Below are 14,699 nucleotides of genomic sequence, written 5' to 3'. Positions count from 1 at the left end.
TTCCTCAGGCGGGGTTCCGCCGCGACCAGCCGCGCAGCAGCCGGTCGGTCAGCGCGTTGATGTAGAGGCCGTTCGACAGATGCACCCGCAGCCCGGCGGCGGCGGGGTGCTGCGCCCAGAGCGGGAAGGTGGCCTGGGCGAAGGCGGTGAGGCCGAAACCCAGCACCGAGAGCGCCATCAGCACCCATTCCAGCGCGCCGGGCGGCGGGGGTGCGGGCAGCAACCCGGCCGTCATCGCCTCGGCCAGCCGTTGCAGGGTGAAGTAGCCGATGGCGGCGGCGGCGGCGGCGATGGAGGTGCGCAGCGTCAGCGGCACGGGGGCGGCGTCGGCGAAGCCCTGCGCCAGGAGGTAGGCCACGCCCAGCACGAGGATGGCGCCCAGGGCGATGGCTTGCGGCGACTTCTCCGCGAAGCCGAAGCCCGCGCCGATCAGCACGTAGAGGGCGAGTGCGGCCAGGAAGGCCCGCCCCACCGCGCGCAGGCTGGGCACGGCGACGGGGCCGGGGCGGCGGATGGCGGCCACCTTCTCCACCGCCATGCCCGCGCCGAGGAAGGCATGCGCCTTGTAGAGCGAGTGCGCCACGATGTGCAGCAGCGCCAGCGGGAACAGGGCCAACCCGCATTGCAGGAGCATGAAGCCCATCTGCGCGATGGTGGACCAGGCGAGCGCCGTCTTCACCGCGGGCTGGGTCAGCATCACCAGCCCCGCGAAGACCGCGGTGAAGCCGCCCAGCAAAGCGAGGGCCGCCAGCACGCCGGGGGCGGCCAGCATGACATCGGCGAAGCGGATCAGCAGGAAGCCGCCCGCGTTGACCAAGCCGGCATGGAGCAGGGCGGAGACGGGGGTGGGCGTCTCCATCACCTCGGTCAGCCAGCCATGGGCGGGGAATTGCGCGCATTGCAGCAGGGCGGCCAGCGCCAGCAGGGCGGCGGCGGCGGTGGTGAGGCCCGGCGCCTCGCCCGCCCGCGCGGCGGCGTTGATGGCGCCGATGTCGAGCGTGCCGTGCGCCAGCGCCAGCAGCAGGGCGGCGCCGATCAGCGCGGCCTCGCCCAGGCGGGCGAAGGGGGCGCGCTTGCGGGCGGCGCGCTGGGCGCCTGGGCGTTCGCGGTAGAACAGCAGCAGGCGGCCGAGGCCATGGCTCGCGCCCAGCCAGGCCAGCACCAGCACCGGCAGGTTGCCGGCCTGCACCAGCAGCAGGGCGGCGGCGAGGGTGGCGCACATCCAGCCGGTGAATTCCCCCTGGCGGGTTTCGCCATCGAGGTAGGTGGCGGAGAAGCGCAGCACCACCCAGCCCAGGAAGCCCACCAGCAGCAGCATGGTGGCCGAGACGGCATCCAGCCTTGCAAGTGCCAACGGCGCCGCTCCGGGCCCCTGGGCCAGCAGCAAAGCGAGGCTGGCCGCCGCCACGCCCAGCGCCAAGAGGCTCGCCAGGTGGGCGGCGCGCAGGGTCTCGGCCGGGCGCAGGCCGGGACCACGGAAGGCCAGGAAGGCGGCGGCGAGCAGCGCCAGGGGCGCGAGCAGGGGGAGGAGATGGCTTGGCATGGATCGCCGCGTAGCAACCACAAAGATTTTAGAAAATGACATTGTTTCGACCAAAACGTTCGTTCAAAACGAATGAATGGCCGAGCTGAACTACCACCACCTCCGCTACTTCCGCGCCGTGGCGCGCGAGGGGCACCTGACCCGCGCCGCCGCCGCGCTGAACCTGGCGCCCTCCGCGCTGTCGGCGCAGATCCGCGCGCTGGAGGAGAGGCTGGGCCAGGCCCTGTTCGAGCGCAGCGGCCGGCGCCTGGTGCTGACCGAGGCCGGGCGCATCGCCCTGGCCCATGCCGATGTGATCTTCGCCGCTGGCGACGAAATGCTGGCCACGCTGCGCCAGTCCGGCCAGAGCCAGCGCATCCTGCGCGTGGGCGCGCTGGCCACCCTGTCGCGGAACTTCCAGCTGGCCTTCCTGCGGCCCGTGCTGGGGCGGGCGGGGGTGGAGGTGGTGCTGCGCTCGGGCGGCATGGCGGAATTGCTGCGGGACCTTTCGGAGCTGAACCTCGATGTGGTGCTGACCAGCGAGCCGCCGGCCGGTCCCTATGTGGCGCACCGGCTGGCGGAGGAACCCGTCAGCCTGGTGGGTCGTCCCGCGTTGTTTGCCGGGCGGGCGGGGTTGGCGGAGTGGCTGGCCGGTGCGCCGCTGATCCTGCCCGCGCCCGAGAGCGGGTTGCGCGCGGGCTTCGAGGCGCTGCGCGAAAGGCTGGGCGTGACCCCGCACATCGCGGCCGAGGTGGACGACATGGCCATGATGCGCCTCTTGGCGCGCGAGGGCGTGGGGCTGGCCGTGCTGCCGCCCATCGTGGTGCGCGACGAACTCGCCTCGGGCGAGTTGGAGGAAGGCGAGCGCCTGCCCGGCCTGGTGCAGCCCTTCCATGCCGTGACGCTGCCGCGCCGCTTTCCCAACCCGCTGCTGCGTGAGGTGCTGCGCGCTGGCGCCTGATCCGCGCAGGCGCGGCCGGCGCGGTGAATCAGTGGTCGTTCCGAGCCCCCATGTTGCGCGGTGCGGGATGCGGGGCCAGCATCGGCGCGCATTCAGCCCGGAGTTCGCGTCCCATGAAACTGATCGACCTCAGCCGCACCATCACCCACAAGATGCAGCGCCTGGTGAACCACCCGACGATCGAGGTCTATCCCTTCAGCACCCATGACGAGAAGCGCGTGGTGGACGGGTATGAATTCTCCTCCGCCACCATGGTGCTGCACATGGGCGACCATGGCGGGACGCATGTGGACGCACCCGTGCATTTCGACGCGCGGCCGGGGGCGAAGACGATTGACGAGATGCCGTTGGAGACCTTCTTCACCGAGGCCGTGTGCCTGGACCTGACGCATGTGCCGGACCAGACGGACATCACCATCGCACACCTGGAAGCCGCGGAAAAAGCGGCCGGCGTGGAGATCCGCAAGGGCGACACGGTGCTGCTCTACACCGGCTTCTACGCGCGCGCGGCGGGCACCGAGGGCTACATCACCGACTTCCCGGGGCTGACCAAGGAAAGCGCCACCTGGCTGGGCGCGAAGGGCATCACTGCCTTCACGGTGGAGAGCGTCAGCCCCGGCCGGCCGGGCCGCAACAATTTCGAGGTGCATCATGTCTGCCGCGACATGGGCTTCACGCATTACGAGGGCGTGGTGAACCTCGACAAGGTGGTGGGCAAGGGGCGGTTCCGCTTCATCGCCCTGCCGCTGAAGATCGCGGGCGGCACCGGCAGCCCGGTGCGCGCCTGCGCGATCCTGGAGGGTTAACTTTTAAAGCGGCCGATTCACGCCCCCGGCGTTCCGCCGGGAGCGATCGGACGCTACGCCCTCTCCAGCCAGTCCTGCACCTGCGCGCGGATAAAGGCCGTGTCCTCCGGGATGGGCTGCGGGTTGCCGGCGCGGTGGCCCCAGATGCTGGGAATGGGGCGCAGTTCCGCGTGGCGCAGATGGGGCAGTTCGGCCTCGTTGTCCGCCACGCGGAAGTAGAGGTCGGTGGCGCCCGGCATCAGCAGCACGCGCGCCTGAATGGCGCGCAAGGCGGCGGGCAGGTCGCCGCCATCGGCGATGTCGCCGGCCTCCCAGGTGCGCAGATGCGCCAGCAGGTCCGCGGCGGGGCGGCGGCTGAAGCGCTCCACCCAGTCGCGGCGGAGGAAGGTTTCCAGATCCGGCGCGCCCAGCGCCGTCAGGTGCAGGTTCGCGCGGTAGAAATCCTGGCTGAGCGCCCAACTCGCATAGATGCGGCCGAAGGCGTTCATGGCGCGCGCGGGATGGGCCGAGAAGCGGCCATCGCCCAGGTATTCGGGCGCCGCCTCCAGCACCGCGATCAGGCTTTGCAGGAAGATGCGGTTGTGCACGGAGGTCCGCGCCGAGCCGCAATTGACGATGACGCGCGACACCGCATCCGGATAGGCCGCGGCCCAGTGATAGGCCTGCTGCGCGCCCATGGACCAGCCATAGACGGCGTGCAGGTGGGTGACGCCGAACACTTCGGCCATCAGCCGCTTCTGCGCGGCCACATTGTCCCAGGACGTGACGACATCCGGCCAATCCGCGCTGTTGCTGGGCGAGGTGGAAAGGCCGTTGCCGAACATGTTCGGGATCACGATGAACCAGCGCGTGGGGTCCAGCACGCCCTCGGGCCCGATGAGCCATTCCAGGTCCGGGTGCTGCGCGGAATAGGAAGTCGGGTAGAGCACCACATTGTCCCGCACGGGCGAGAGCGTGCCATGGCTGCGCCAGACCAGCGTGGCATCCGGCAGCACGCCGCCGCGATGGAGGGGAAGGTCGCCCAGGTGGAAATCGCCCTGGGCCTTGGGCCATTCAGTCATGCGGGGTTCGTCTCACGAAGTTTGCGGATGTGGTCGCGGTGCCAGGCGGCATAGCCCTGGTCCACATGGGCCAGCCGGTCCTTCAGCACGCCATGCGCCTCGGCCAGCCGGTGGAAGGGGATGAAGGGGTAGAGGTGATGCTCGGCGTGGTAGGGCATGTTCCACATCAGCAGCCGCACCACGGGGTTCGTCAGCACGGTGCGGGTGTTGGTCAGGCCGTTCGCGTCCTCCGAGCAGCCCGTGTGCTCGGTCAGCAAATAGAGGCGCAGGACGATCTGCCCCAGGATCTGCGGGCCGATCCAGAACCAGAACAGCGCGGCCCAGCCGAAGGCGAGCCCCGCCGCCAATGCCAGCGCCACCGTCAGCGCCGAGGAGGCGCGGACCGAGGCGATGACGCGCGGCGCCGTCGCTTCGTGCAGGAAGGGATAGGCCCGCATGTCGCCGCGCCAGGCCGCGACCCAGACCTCGACCTGCGCGCGCCAATAGGCGAGGCCCGCCATGCGCGCGAGATAGGCGGGGAAGGTGGCCGGCGGGGGCAGCATGAGCTCCGGATCATGCTCCGCATCCTGGGTGTGCTTGTGATGGGCCAGGTGGAATTGCTGGTAGTAGTGCCAGTTCCGCAGCGCCGGCAGCCCGCTGATCCAGCCCACCACCGCATTGGCGCGGCGGGACCTGAAGGCCGTGTAGTGCGATGTCTCGTGGAAGGGCGCGAAGAGTGCCGCCTGGATGATGCCCGCCAGCAGCATCGCCGGCACCACCAGCACCCCGGGCGCGACCGCGATCAAGGCAGCGCTGCCCAGGATCAAGGCAAGGTGCAGCACGGCCCGCGCCGCCCCGCGTGCATCGGAGCGTGTGGCCAAGTGCATCATGTCGCGCGGGCGGGGCGCGTCGAGCGTGGTGCTCATGGGGCAAGCCTTTCAGTGCGGTGGGTGCCATGCAAGCGGCGCGCCGCGCCGGGCAAGCGCCGCGCCGCGCCACACCGGGTGTTGGCACCCATGCGCCGGGGGTGATGCCCCGCTTGGCTCAGGCCCCCTACAAGGAAGCGGCAACGCCAATGGGAGGAACACAATGAAGCGCATCACCACGCCACAGATCCGCGCGCGGAAGGGGGGCGAGCCCCTGGTCTGCCTCACCGCCTATACGGCGCAGACGGCGAAGCTGCTCGACCCGCATGTGGACCTGCTGCTGGTGGGGGATTCGCTGGGCATGGTCGTCTATGGCTTCGACAGCACCCTGCCCGTGACGTTGGAGATGATGATCGCCCATGGCGCCGCCGTGGTGCGCGGCGCGCGGCGGGCCTGCGTGGTGGTGGACATGCCCTTTGGCACCTACCAGGAAAGCCCCGAACAGGCCTTCCGCAACGCCGCCCGCATCCTGGCCGAGACGGGCGCCGATGCGGTGAAGCTGGAAGGCGGGGAGGAGATGGCGGCCACCGTGCGCTTCCTCACCACGCGCGGCGTGCCGGTCTGCGGCCATGTGGGCCTCATGCCCCAGGCGGTGAACACCGCGGGCGGGTTCAAGGCCACCGGCCGTTCGGAGGAGGAGGCCGCGGGCGTGGCGCGCGACGCCGCCGCCATCGCCGAGGCCGGCGCCTTCGCCGTCGTGCTGGAAGGCACGGTGGAGCCGGTGGCGGCCGCCATCACGGCGGCGCTGCCCGTGCCCACCATCGGCATCGGCGCCTCCGCCGCCTGCGACGGGCAGATCCTGGTGACGGATGACGTGCTGGGCCTGTTCCGCGACTTCACGCCGCGCTTCGTGAAGCGCTACGCGGAGCTTTCCACCCAGGTGACGGCGGCGGCCGAAGCCTATGCCCAGGATGTGCGCGCCCGCCGCTTCCCGGGGCCGGAGCATTGCTTCCCGCCCCCGAAGAAGGGGTAGCCTGGGCGTCAGGCGGGTGGGCCACCCAGAGCGGCCAGCTCCTTCTCCAGGACCGCGATCTCGGTGCGGAGTTCCTGCAGATAATTGTCGCGCTGCGCGATCTCGGCCTCGGTCTTGAGCTTCCAGCCATAGGCCGTGGTGATGTCCTGCCGCTTCCGGCGGATCAATTCGCGCAGGTCCAGGCGCCGTTGCAGGTGCTCGGGCGCCTCGGCCTCGACAGGGGGCGCGGCGAGGGGCGGCAGGGCGGGCGCAGGCGCGGGCGGCCGCTCGGGCGGCGGGTCGGTGGCCCAGAGCGCGCCGCCCTCGGCCGTCGCCTCGAAGAGGGTGATGAGGGAGGACCATCGCATCATCCGGCTGGGCGGCACGGGGCGCGGGGGGCCGCTGGCCTGGCCGCCGCGCAGGGTCCAGCCCGGCTGGCCGGCGCGCCGCTCCTCGGCCGCGCGGGCGAAGCGGACGGCGATGCGGGGGCCGTAGGTGGCGCGCAGCCAGGCCTCGACATCCTGCAGGCCGTGGCTGGGGGGCAGGGTGCGGCGATGGGCCCGCCAGCCGCGCATCACCTCCCGCGCGTCGAGCAGGGTTTCCAGCGCCTCATAAGCGCGGTCGCTGAAGGGTTCGGCCAGCCAGAGCCCGGCCCAGCGCAGCGCGTAGCGCAGGCGGAAGAGGGCCTCGGCCAGCAGGGCGGACAGCCCGCCCCAGCGCCACAAGGCCCAGCCGAGGCCGGCGGCCATGGCGAGCCCGCCCTCCAGCGCCTCCACCGTCTCGAAGCCGAGCCCCGCCGCGCCATAGAGGGTGGCCATGGCGGCCACGGCATCGAGCAGCAGCAGCACAAGGGCGCGCAGCTTGCCCCGCGCGCTGACCCGCGGACGGCGGCGCGGCCGGCCGGATGGAGGGGCGGGGGTGCCGAGCAGGGCCTTGGACTGCGCCAGCAACGCCGCGATGTCGTCGCGGCTTTCGGCGAGGCCGCTGCGCTCCAGCGCCGCCACCAGCCGTTCCAGCTCATCCCTGTTCGCCGCGGCGCCAGCCGGCATGGCCACCTCCTGCCGGCATGTCTATGGTCCGGCAGGGGTGAGGCTTTGGTTAAGGCTGCCACGCGCATGCCGTGACTTGCATGCGACGGGGGGATGTCCTATGGCCCCCCATCCACGGCCGGGCCGCCATCGCGGCCTGCCGCATCCCCGAGAGCCGCGCCATGAAGTCCGACACCCATCCCGCCTATCATGAGCTGAACGTCATCATGACCGACGGCACGACCTTCACGACCCGGACCTGCGCGGGCAAGCCGGGCGACACGCTGCGCCTCGACATCGACCCCAAGAGCCACCCGGCCTGGACCGGCGTGCAGCGCATCATGGACACCGGCGGCCAGGTGGCGAAGTTCAACAAGAAGTTCGCGGGCATCGGGACCATCAAGAAGGCGCCCTGACACACGTGATGCCCCCTTGAACCGGGGGGCTCGCGGAAATACCTCCTGCGGTGCCGGGGTGCCTGATGGGCCCCGGCGTGGACCGGATGCGGCGCCGCCCTGGTGGGGCGCCACGGATGGCCGCCCAACACGGACCTTGCTTTCGCAGGAGGTTCAGCGATGAACGCTGTTGATTTTTCTCCTCTTCTCCGCACCGCGATCGGCTTCGACCGCTTCGCCCGCATGCTGGATGGCGCGCGCCTCCAGCCCGAGGCTCAGGCCTACCCGCCCTACAACATCGAGATGACCGGCGATGACAGCTATGTGCTGACCATGGCCGTGGCCGGCTTCGGCCCCCAGGACATCGAGGTGGTGCTGCGCGAGGACACGCTGCACGTCAGCGGCAAGGCGGCCGAGCAGCCGGGTGAGCGCCGCTACATCCATCGCGGCATCGCCGGCCGTGCCTTCGAGCGCCGCTTCGTCCTGGCCGACCATCTCGTGGTCCAGGGCGCGCGGCTGGAGAATGGCCTGCTGCACGTGGCGCTGAAGCGCGAAGTGCCGGAGGCGCTGAAGCCCCGCCGCATCGCGATCGAGGCGGCGGCGCCGGCCGCGCGGCCCGTGCTGGAACAGCAGGCCGCCTGAGGGCCTGAGGCGACCGGGCCGGGGGGCGACCCCCGGCCTTTTTCATGTCCCGGGTTTCATGTTGGTGGGCGAAAGAAGGCCTCCGCCGCCTGGCGCTGTGAGGCGCGGGCCGCGATGGCTTGTTCGGCCCGGGTGATCTCGGCCTGCAATTGTGTGATGTAGTGGCGCAGATCCACCTCAGACCATTCGGCCAGCGCCGCCGGGACGAAGTGTTTTTGTGGTTTCGAGGGCGCATCTTCATCGAGCATGACGACGGGCTTTCGTTTCAGGGCTTGGCCCCATGCGGGCCTGCCACTATAGGGCTTCTCACAGTCGGCCGCGTGCCCCCCCGTGTGCTTGCTTCGGGTGCGTGCCCCGCGGCGCGCACAGCAATTCTGATGGTGTCCTTTTCCGGGCGCCGACCTGACGGATGACCCATGGCCCAACCCCTCATGCCCAAGGCCACCGCCGTGTGGCTGATCGAGAAGACCTCCCTCTCCTTCGAACAGATCGCGGATTTCGTGCAGATGCACCCGCTGGAGGTGCAGGCCATCGCGGATGGCGAGGTCGCGCAGGGCATCATCGGCTATGACCCCGTGGCGAATGGGCAGGTCTCCCGCGAGGATATCGCGCGTTGCGAGGCCGATACCTCCGCGCGGCTTTCGCTGGCGCCCAACGCCGTGCCGCAGTCCAAGGCGCGGGGCAAGGGCGGGCGCTATACCCCCGTGGCCAAGCGCAATGATCGCCCGGACGGCATCGCCTGGCTGCTGCGCAACCATCCGGAACTGTCCATCGCGCAGGTGGCCAAGCTGCTGGGCACCACCAAGGAAACCATCGAGAAGGTGCGGGACAAGACGCACTGGAACAGCCCGAACATCAAGGCGCGCGACCCCGTGATCCTGGGGCTGTGCACCCAGAGCGCGCTGAATGTCGCCGTGACGGCCGCGCAGGAGCGGCTGAAGGCCGAAGGCAAGGCGGTCCCCGCGCCGCTGCCGGTGGCCAGCGACGCTGAGTAGGCGGCATCTGATGGATGGCGCGCCCTCGGTGGGATCACCGAAGGCGGCCGGAGATCAGTTCATGCGGCGCAGACGCTCCATTTCTTCCTTGAGTTGAAGCTTTTCCCGCTTCAGACGGGCCAGCGCCCCGTCATCCGGGCGCGGGCGGGCACCTTCCTGCGCGATACGTTGCTCAAGGTTGGCGTGACGGGTCTCCAGGGCATTCAGCCTCGGGGCATGGATCATCGCGTATCCTTTTCCATCCGTGGGTTCCTTCCCGGGGCGCCGCCGGCCAGGTCGACGACGGGGAATGCCGCATGGTGGAACCGTCCATGCGGCCCGGGGTCGCAGGCCAGTGCTGCTGTTGCACCGCCGCCCTGGCATGCTATCCCGAAGCCTGCCAGCGACGCGATGTTTTTTGCGTTAACGGCGCGGTGTGAAACCAGGGGTGGCCTCAGGACGTGATGCTCGAAGACCGCGAAGCCCTGCTGCGCCGCCTGCATGAACTCCGCAGCGAACACCGCGACCTGGACACGGTGATCGCACGGCTGGATGGCAGCATCGGCGACCAGCTCCAGCTCGTGCGCCTCAAGAAGCGCAAGCTGAAGCTGAAGGACGAAATCGCCTGGCTGGAGAGCCAATTGGTGCCGGATATCATCGCGTGACCAACGACATCGCGCCCCTGGTGGGCGTCATCATGGGCAGCCGCTCCGACTGGGAGACGATGCGCCACGCCGCCGAGACGCTCACCGCGCTTGGCGTGCCGCACGAGACGCGGGTGGTCTCGGCCCACCGCACGCCCGAGCGCCTGTTCGACTATGCGCGCGGCGCGGCGGGGCGGGGGCTCAAGGTCATCATCGCGGGCGCGGGCGGCGCGGCGCATCTGCCCGGCATGGCGGCCAGCATGACGGCGCTGCCGGTGCTGGGCGTGCCGGTGGAATCCCATGCGCTGAAGGGCATGGATTCGCTGCTCTCCATCGTGCAGATGCCCGGTGGCATTCCGGTGGGAACGCTGGCCATCGGCCGGGCGGGTGCCATCAATGCGGGGCTGCTGGCGGCGTCCATCCTCGCCTTGTCCGATGCGGCATTGGCGGCGAGGCTTTCAGCTTGGCGCGCGGCCCAGACCGAGGGCGTGCCGCATGACCCGGCCTGAGCCTCTGCCTCCAGGCGCCACCATCGGCATCCTGGGCGGCGGGCAGCTGGGGCGGATGAGCGCGATGGCCGCGGCCCGCCTGGGCTACCGCGCCCATGTCTATGCGCCGGACGCCGATTCGCCGGGCATGCAGGTGGCCGCCGCACGCACGGTCGCCCCTTATGAGGATGTGGCGGCCTTGCACCGTTTCGCCGCCGAGGTGGACGTCGTCACCTTCGAATTCGAGAACGTGCCCGCCGCGACCCTGGCCGCGCTGGAGGGCAGGGTGCCCTGCCGCCCGGGGCTGGGCGTGCTGGCCATCGGCCAGGACAGGGTGCGGGAAAAGCGCTTCCTCGCCGAGGCCGGCGTGCCCGTCGCCCCCTGGGCCGAGGTGCGCAGCGAGGCGGAACTGCGCGACGCCGTGGCGCGCATCGGCCTGCCCGCCGTGCTCAAGACCACGCGCATGGGCTATGACGGGCGCGGCCAGGCGGTGCTCCGCACGCCTGATGACATCGCCCCCGCCTATGCCCGGCTGGAGCCCAAGCCGCTGATCCTGGAAGCCTTCGTGCCCTTCGCGGGCGAGGTCTCGGCCATCGCGGCACGGGGCGCGGATGGGTCGGTCGCGGTCTATGACGCGGTGGAGAACCATCACCGCCACCATATCCTGGACCTCTCCTTCGCCCCGGCCCGCGTGCCGGACGCCACGGCGGCGGCGGCGCGGGAGAATGTGCGCCGCGTGGCCGAGTCGCTGGACCTCGTGGGAATCGTGGCGCTCGAGATGTTCCTGCTGGCCGACGGGACCCTGCTGGGAAATGAAATCGCGCCGCGGCCGCACAATTCCGGTCACTGGACCATGGATGCCTGCCTGTGCGGGCAGTTCGAGCAGCATGTTCGCGCGGTGGTTGGATTGCCCCTGGGCCCTGCAACCCGCCATGCCGATTCGGTGATGCGGAACCTGGTTGGCCCCGAGGGGCTGGCCGCCTGGCCGGAGATGGTCGCCGCACCGCAGGTGGTGGCCCATTGGTACGGCAAGGAGGAGGCGCGGGCCGGGCGCAAGCTGGGCCACGCGAACCTTCTGCTTTCCTTGGGGAAAATTTCCTCCGTGGAAAAGGACTGGCGCCCGGTTGGCTGGTAGATGAACCACCTGTTGCCTGGGCGCCATGATGACTGTGGTGTTTCTGCCACATGTGCGCGAAATGCCCGACAGGGTGCTACAACTAACCGATGCCAGGTGTTATTGTCATACTACGCAGCGGGATGGTGGTGCTCGTCATGGGTCTCTCACGCCGCGACCGGATAACAAGCGTGTTTCAAGGAGAAGCAAAGATGAGCTTCAAGAAGGCCCTTCTCGCGGCGACCGTGCTGTCGCTGCCCGTGGCCGCCGCCCAGGCCCAGACCATGCCGGTCACCGGCCTCTATGTGGGTGCCGGCGTTGGTGCGAACTTCCTCGAGGGTCGTTCCTCGGCGGTGGACCCCGGCGTCCGCGTGTCCAACTCGGACAACATCGGCGTCGTTGCGGTCGGCAGCGTCGGCTGGGGCTTCGGCAACGGCATCCGTGCCGAGATCGAGGGCAGCTTCCGCTGGAACGAGCCGCACCGCTACGCGATCAACGCGGTGCGCGCCGGCAGCGTGTCGGGCAACCGCTACCAGTATGGCGTGATGGGCAATGCCTTCTACGACATTCCGCTGGGCATGGACTTCGGTGGCTTCAACATCACCCCGTATGTGGGTGTTGGTGCCGGTTACCAGTGGACCGACAACAGCAGCATCCGCGCCAACTTCCCGGGCGGCTCGCTGCGTTCGAACGACCGTGACGGCCGCTTCGCCTACCAGGCGATCGTGGGTGCCGCTGTCGGCCTCGACGCCCTCCTGCCCGGCCTGGCGCTGACCACCGAATACCGCTTCATGGGCACGCTGGCGCCGTCGCTGACCTACGCCACCGTGAACAACGCGGGCGTGACGACGAGCCGCAGCACCTTCCGCTCCGAGAACTACAACCACTCGGTGCTCGTTGGTCTGCGCTACGCCTTCAACACGCCGGCGCCCGCGCCGGTCGTGGCCCCGGCCCCGGCCCCGGCCCCGGCCCCGGCCCGCACCTTCCTGGTGTTCTTCGACTGGGATCGCGCCGACCTGACGGACCGCGCCCGCCAGATCATCGCGGAGGCGGCCACCAACGCCCGCACCGTGTCCTCGACCCGCATCGAGGTCTCGGGCCACGCGGACCGCACCGGTGCCGCCGCCTACAACCAGCGTCTGTCGGTGCGTCGCGCCGAGGCGGTGGCTGCCGAGCTGGTGCGCCGTGGCATCAACCGGAACGAGATCACGATCCAGGGCTTCGGCTTCGATCGTCCGCTCGTCCCGACCGCCCAGGGCGTGCGCGAGCCGCAGAACCGCCGCGTGGAAATCGTCCTGCGCTAATCGCAGGGCCTTCCAAGGCTGGACTTGGGAAGGGGCGCCGAAAGGCGCCCCTTTTCTTTTGGGCGCATCCCGCGCCGCCGCATGGCCATGAAAAAAGGCGGCCCCAGGGGGCCGCCTCGATGTCGTGGGCTGAGATGTCCCGCCGGGACGCAGCGAGGCTCAGCGCGTCGCGCTGGCCCGCTGCTGCCGGGCCGGCGGGGCCGGGCAAGTCGCCGTTTCGAGCGGCTGCGGGATGCTGGCCCGCTGCGTGATGGCCGCCAGATCGGCGAGCGAGGAGGCGCCCATCGCCTGCTGGAACAGCGGCAGCTGGTTCTGGCAGAAATGCGAGCCCTGGGTGATGCCGACCTGCATCTGGTTGTTGGCCAGGTTCGTGATGTACTGGTCCATCTCGCGCTGCGCCTGGCGGCCCGAGGCGCGCTGGTAATAGCCCGTCACGCCGCGATGCGCCTCGCCCAGCTGGCTGCGGAAACGCGTCACGAAGGCGTTGTAGCTGTCATGCTGCTGGCAGGAGAGCGCCACGACCATCAGCTGGCTTTGCAGCGCGCGAATGTCGAAGGCGGTCCTTTCCGCCGGCCGCAGGCAGGTTGCGAGTGCCAGGCTCGGCACCGCCATGGCGGCCGCGATGCCACCCAACAGCATGAATTTGCGCGCCATGGCGCTATCCCCCGAAAGAAAGATCCCCTGCCTTGAAGCCGCCCTTTGGGCACGCGACTCGGCATCCCACCGAAGCTTTACAGGGAACTCATCCCCGCGCGAAGCCTCTTCATGCATGTTGTTGTTTTGCCTTGGGTTTGGGTAGCTCCGAAAGGCGCCGATCAAGGAATTCAAGGACATCCTCCATCTCGGGCGTCTGTGGACGCATCCAATAGGCCAGGGTGGCGGCATAGATGGCGGCCACGGTGGCGCGGCGTGTGTACCAGGAGAAGTCGGCCGAGCTGTCTCCGGCCGCGTACCAGATGGCCGACGCCGTGTTGGCCGTGCAGCGCAGCGCCACGGGGATGTTCCAGGGCAGGGCCAGCAGGGCGGTGGCGGCGCGCAGCGCCTCGCGGTCCGGCTCGGCCGCGCGCAGGCGCAGCTCGATGGCGCGGCGGATGCGCTGGGGGGTCCGCAGGCCGGTCATGTCCTCGGCGGTGGCCTCCTCTTCCATGCGGCGGTCGGCGAGCGCGCACCAGGCCTCCACCGCGCCCGCCACGCCGCGGGGGAAGGCGTTGTCGAGCATCTCGGCGGGCTCGCCCTGATCCTCCAGGGCTCGGCGCAGCGTCTCGCGCGTCCAGCCCATGTGGTTGGCCTGGGCGACGGCGGCGAGAATCAGGGCGTCGTCGGTCATGGCGCATCTCCACGGGTGGCTTCGGCCGCGCGGGCGAGTTCCTCGGTGAAGCCGAGCATCGAAAGGTCCTCCATGCGCATCAGGTAGAAGATGCCATACAGATGGTCATTCTCATGCTGAAGAACACGGGCGGCGAAGCCCTCCGCCTCGCCCGTGACGCGATTTCCTTCGGCGTCCTGTCCGGACCAGGCGAGGCGGGTGAAACGGGGCACCTGGCCGCGCAGGCCGGGGATGGAGAGGCAGCCCTCCCAGCCCAGTTCCATGGCGTCGTCCAGCGGTGTCAGCTCGGGGTTGAAGAGCACGTTCAGCGCCGGCCCGTCGCGCCAGAGGAAGAGGCGCAGCGGCACATGCACCTGGGGGGCGGCGAGGCCCACACCGCCGGCATCGGCCAGCGTCTCGGCCATGTCGCGCACCAGGCGGCGCATGTCGGGGGCGGTGGGGTCGGGCACCGGCGCGGCCTCGCCCAGCAGCACCGGGTGGCCCATGCGGGCGATCTTGAGAATGGCCATGCAAACCTCCGTCGGCATCGTTTGGCCACAGGAAAGGGGTTTGCGTGAGGGGGGTGCTTGTGTTATC

Annotated in this window: 19 protein-coding genes; 10 read left to right on the top strand and 9 right to left on the bottom strand. The window is 70.1% G+C overall.

Annotated elements, in window-relative coordinates; translation table 11 throughout:
* Positions 1-4: 4 nt before the first annotated feature.
* Positions 5-1,543, bottom strand: coding sequence for a proton-conducting transporter transmembrane domain-containing protein (locus tag GGQ83_RS16985; RefSeq protein WP_184386178.1), 1,539 nt, complete (start codon positions 1,541-1,543; stop codon positions 5-7).
* Between the two features lie 76 nt (positions 1,544-1,619).
* Between GGQ83_RS16985 and GGQ83_RS16980 the strand changes: the two genes are divergently transcribed.
* Together GGQ83_RS16980 and GGQ83_RS16975 are read left to right on the top strand one after the other, a co-directional pair.
* Positions 1,620-2,483, top strand: a complete 864-nt coding sequence (locus GGQ83_RS16980) for a LysR family transcriptional regulator (protein ID WP_184386177.1) — start codon at positions 1,620-1,622, stop codon at positions 2,481-2,483.
* Positions 2,484-2,596: 113 nt separating this feature from the next.
* Entirely contained in the window at positions 2,597-3,289 is a 693-nt protein-coding gene (locus GGQ83_RS16975; RefSeq protein ID WP_184386176.1) for a cyclase family protein, read from the top strand.
* A gap of 53 nt (positions 3,290-3,342) precedes the next feature.
* Here the strand turns inward: GGQ83_RS16975 and GGQ83_RS16970 are convergent, their stop codons facing one another.
* Positions 3,343-4,350 carry an alpha/beta fold hydrolase gene (locus GGQ83_RS16970; RefSeq protein ID WP_184386175.1) on the bottom strand — a complete coding sequence of 336 codons (1,008 nt, stop codon included), beginning with the start codon at positions 4,348-4,350 and terminating at the stop codon, positions 3,343-3,345.
* Positions 4,347-5,255 carry a fatty acid desaturase gene (locus GGQ83_RS16965; RefSeq protein WP_184386174.1) on the bottom strand — a complete coding sequence of 303 codons (909 nt, stop codon included), beginning with the start codon at positions 5,253-5,255 and terminating at the stop codon, positions 4,347-4,349. Before GGQ83_RS16965 ends, GGQ83_RS16970 begins: the two co-directional genes overlap by 4 nt.
* A gap of 163 nt (positions 5,256-5,418) precedes the next feature.
* On the opposite strand from GGQ83_RS16965, the gene panB reads away from it, so the two are divergent.
* Positions 5,419-6,228, top strand: coding sequence for a 3-methyl-2-oxobutanoate hydroxymethyltransferase (panB, locus tag GGQ83_RS16960; RefSeq protein WP_184386173.1), 810 nt, complete (start codon positions 5,419-5,421; stop codon positions 6,226-6,228).
* Between the two features lie 8 nt (positions 6,229-6,236).
* Here the strand turns inward: panB and GGQ83_RS16955 are convergent, their stop codons facing one another.
* Positions 6,237-7,256, bottom strand: a complete 1,020-nt coding sequence (locus GGQ83_RS16955; RefSeq protein ID WP_184386172.1) for a hypothetical protein — start codon at positions 7,254-7,256, stop codon at positions 6,237-6,239.
* A gap of 161 nt (positions 7,257-7,417) precedes the next feature.
* Between GGQ83_RS16955 and rpmE the strand changes: the two genes are divergently transcribed.
* On the top strand, positions 7,418-7,651 hold the full coding sequence (rpmE, locus tag GGQ83_RS16950) for a 50S ribosomal protein L31 (protein ID WP_184386276.1): 234 nt from the start codon (positions 7,418-7,420) through the stop codon (positions 7,649-7,651).
* Between the two features lie 159 nt (positions 7,652-7,810).
* Positions 7,811-8,272: an Hsp20 family protein gene (locus GGQ83_RS16945; protein ID WP_184386171.1), complete on the top strand. Its 462-nt coding sequence runs from the start codon at positions 7,811-7,813 to the stop codon at positions 8,270-8,272.
* A 56-nt stretch (positions 8,273-8,328) separates the two neighbouring features.
* Here GGQ83_RS16945 and GGQ83_RS16940 read toward each other — a convergent pair whose 3' ends face one another.
* Positions 8,329-8,520 (bottom strand): DUF1192 domain-containing protein, encoded by a 192-nt coding sequence (locus GGQ83_RS16940; protein ID WP_184386170.1) that lies wholly within the window; start codon positions 8,518-8,520, stop codon positions 8,329-8,331.
* A gap of 168 nt (positions 8,521-8,688) precedes the next feature.
* Here GGQ83_RS16940 and GGQ83_RS16935 point away from each other — a divergent pair, with 168 nt between their 5' ends.
* Positions 8,689-9,267 (top strand): DUF1013 domain-containing protein, encoded by a 579-nt coding sequence (locus tag GGQ83_RS16935; RefSeq protein WP_184386169.1) that lies wholly within the window; start codon positions 8,689-8,691, stop codon positions 9,265-9,267.
* Between the two features lie 54 nt (positions 9,268-9,321).
* Here GGQ83_RS16935 and GGQ83_RS16930 read toward each other — a convergent pair whose 3' ends face one another.
* Positions 9,322-9,492, bottom strand: coding sequence for a YdcH family protein (locus GGQ83_RS16930; RefSeq protein ID WP_184386168.1), 171 nt, complete (start codon positions 9,490-9,492; stop codon positions 9,322-9,324).
* Positions 9,493-9,710: 218 nt separating this feature from the next.
* On the opposite strand from GGQ83_RS16930, the gene GGQ83_RS16925 reads away from it, so the two are divergent.
* The 4 genes from GGQ83_RS16925 (at position 9,711) to GGQ83_RS16910 (ending at position 12,796) form a co-directional block, all read left to right on the top strand.
* A complete protein-coding gene (locus tag GGQ83_RS16925) occupies positions 9,711-9,911 on the top strand; it encodes a YdcH family protein (RefSeq protein WP_184386167.1) in 201 nt (66 codons plus the stop codon).
* A 32-nt stretch (positions 9,912-9,943) separates the two neighbouring features.
* Entirely contained in the window at positions 9,944-10,399 is a 456-nt protein-coding gene (gene purE, locus GGQ83_RS16920) for a 5-(carboxyamino)imidazole ribonucleotide mutase (RefSeq protein WP_184386275.1), read from the top strand.
* A complete protein-coding gene (locus GGQ83_RS16915) occupies positions 10,386-11,513 on the top strand; it encodes a 5-(carboxyamino)imidazole ribonucleotide synthase (protein ID WP_184386166.1) in 1,128 nt (375 codons plus the stop codon). The genes purE and GGQ83_RS16915 overlap by 14 nt, the downstream gene beginning before the upstream one ends.
* Positions 11,514-11,704: 191 nt before the next feature.
* Positions 11,705-12,796, top strand: coding sequence for an OmpA family protein (locus tag GGQ83_RS16910; RefSeq protein ID WP_184386165.1), 1,092 nt, complete (start codon positions 11,705-11,707; stop codon positions 12,794-12,796).
* 159 nt (positions 12,797-12,955) lie between these two features.
* Here the strand turns inward: GGQ83_RS16910 and GGQ83_RS16905 are convergent, their stop codons facing one another.
* From GGQ83_RS16905 to GGQ83_RS16895, 3 genes are all read right to left on the bottom strand, one after another.
* Positions 12,956-13,450, bottom strand: a complete 495-nt coding sequence (locus tag GGQ83_RS16905) for a hypothetical protein (protein ID WP_184386164.1) — start codon at positions 13,448-13,450, stop codon at positions 12,956-12,958.
* A 109-nt stretch (positions 13,451-13,559) separates the two neighbouring features.
* Positions 13,560-14,123, bottom strand: a complete 564-nt coding sequence (locus GGQ83_RS16900) for a COQ9 family protein (RefSeq protein WP_184386163.1) — start codon at positions 14,121-14,123, stop codon at positions 13,560-13,562.
* Positions 14,120-14,632 carry a peptide deformylase gene (locus GGQ83_RS16895; protein ID WP_184386162.1) on the bottom strand — a complete coding sequence of 171 codons (513 nt, stop codon included), beginning with the start codon at positions 14,630-14,632 and terminating at the stop codon, positions 14,120-14,122. The genes GGQ83_RS16900 and GGQ83_RS16895 overlap by 4 nt, the downstream gene beginning before the upstream one ends.
* Between the last annotated feature and the right edge of the window lie 67 nt (positions 14,633-14,699).

This window comes from Roseococcus suduntuyensis (genome assembly GCF_014196305.1).
Taxonomy (GTDB): Bacteria; Pseudomonadota; Alphaproteobacteria; order Acetobacterales; family Acetobacteraceae; genus Roseococcus; species Roseococcus suduntuyensis.
The sequence above is the reverse complement of the archived record's forward strand: the minus strand, read 5'-3'. Positions and strand labels throughout refer to the sequence as shown.

Coding starts and splice junctions, on each gene's coding strand:
- GGQ83_RS16955 (WP_184386172.1), bottom strand. CDS start 7,256: ATGCCGGCTGGCGCCGCGGCGAACAGGGATGAGCTGGAACGGCTGGTG.
- GGQ83_RS16985 (WP_184386178.1), bottom strand. CDS start 1,543: ATGCCAAGCCATCTCCTCCCCCTGCTCGCGCCCCTGGCGCTGCTCGCC.
- GGQ83_RS16935 (WP_184386169.1), top strand. CDS start 8,689: ATGGCCCAACCCCTCATGCCCAAGGCCACCGCCGTGTGGCTGATCGAG.
- purE (WP_184386275.1), top strand. CDS start 9,944: ATGGGCAGCCGCTCCGACTGGGAGACGATGCGCCACGCCGCCGAGACG.
- GGQ83_RS16925 (WP_184386167.1), top strand. CDS start 9,711: ATGCTCGAAGACCGCGAAGCCCTGCTGCGCCGCCTGCATGAACTCCGC.
- GGQ83_RS16930 (WP_184386168.1), bottom strand. CDS start 9,492: ATGATCCATGCCCCGAGGCTGAATGCCCTGGAGACCCGTCACGCCAAC.
- GGQ83_RS16905 (WP_184386164.1), bottom strand. CDS start 13,450: ATGGCGCGCAAATTCATGCTGTTGGGTGGCATCGCGGCCGCCATGGCG.
- GGQ83_RS16910 (WP_184386165.1), top strand. CDS start 11,705: ATGAGCTTCAAGAAGGCCCTTCTCGCGGCGACCGTGCTGTCGCTGCCC.
- GGQ83_RS16975 (WP_184386176.1), top strand. CDS start 2,597: ATGAAACTGATCGACCTCAGCCGCACCATCACCCACAAGATGCAGCGC.
- GGQ83_RS16895 (WP_184386162.1), bottom strand. CDS start 14,632: ATGGCCATTCTCAAGATCGCCCGCATGGGCCACCCGGTGCTGCTGGGC.
- rpmE (WP_184386276.1), top strand. CDS start 7,418: ATGAAGTCCGACACCCATCCCGCCTATCATGAGCTGAACGTCATCATG.
- GGQ83_RS16980 (WP_184386177.1), top strand. CDS start 1,620: ATGGCCGAGCTGAACTACCACCACCTCCGCTACTTCCGCGCCGTGGCG.
- GGQ83_RS16945 (WP_184386171.1), top strand. CDS start 7,811: ATGAACGCTGTTGATTTTTCTCCTCTTCTCCGCACCGCGATCGGCTTC.
- GGQ83_RS16965 (WP_184386174.1), bottom strand. CDS start 5,255: ATGAGCACCACGCTCGACGCGCCCCGCCCGCGCGACATGATGCACTTG.
- panB (WP_184386173.1), top strand. CDS start 5,419: ATGAAGCGCATCACCACGCCACAGATCCGCGCGCGGAAGGGGGGCGAG.
- GGQ83_RS16970 (WP_184386175.1), bottom strand. CDS start 4,350: ATGACTGAATGGCCCAAGGCCCAGGGCGATTTCCACCTGGGCGACCTT.
- GGQ83_RS16915 (WP_184386166.1), top strand. CDS start 10,386: ATGACCCGGCCTGAGCCTCTGCCTCCAGGCGCCACCATCGGCATCCTG.
- GGQ83_RS16900 (WP_184386163.1), bottom strand. CDS start 14,123: ATGACCGACGACGCCCTGATTCTCGCCGCCGTCGCCCAGGCCAACCAC.
- GGQ83_RS16940 (WP_184386170.1), bottom strand. CDS start 8,520: ATGCTCGATGAAGATGCGCCCTCGAAACCACAAAAACACTTCGTCCCG.